The organism is Aquabacterium sp. A08, assembly GCF_011742065.1.
This window is the reverse complement of the sequence record NZ_JAAQQT010000163.1, coordinates 1-425: the sequence shown is the minus strand read 5'-3', so window position 1 is coordinate 425 and position 425 is coordinate 1. Positions and strand designations below refer to the sequence as shown.

The following is a 425-nucleotide window of genomic DNA, read 5'->3' as shown; positions in this document are numbered from 1 at the left end:
TGCGGCACGGTGTCGTTCAGGGCCTTGGCGCCCAGGCTGCCGCCCACCACCAGCAGCTTCAACGGGCCGCGGCGGCCGGCGAAACGCTCGGCCGGCTCGGCTTGTTGCAGGAACTCAGCGCGCAGCGGGTTCCCGATCCACTCACCCTTGGGCAAGGCCTGGGGGTAAGCGGTGTAGACCCGGTCGGCCACGCCGGCCAGCACCTTGTTGGCCATGCCGGCCACAGAATTTTGTTCGTGCAGCACCAGCGGCTTGCCGGCCAGCACGCCCATCATCCCACCGGGGAAGGTGATGTAGCCGCCCAGGCCCAGCACCACGTCGGGCTGGACCCGGCGCACCACGGCCAGGCTCTGCCAGAAGGCGCGCAACAGGCGCAGCGGCAACAGGGCCAGTGTGAGCACGCCCTTGCCGCGCACGCCGCCAAA

General features: G+C 70.4%; 1 protein-coding gene. It reads right to left on the bottom strand.

What is annotated here, in order from left to right:
- A partial coding sequence (locus HA630_RS26740) for a glycosyltransferase (RefSeq protein WP_208299894.1) occupies positions 1 to 425 on the bottom strand: 425 nt, incomplete at both ends.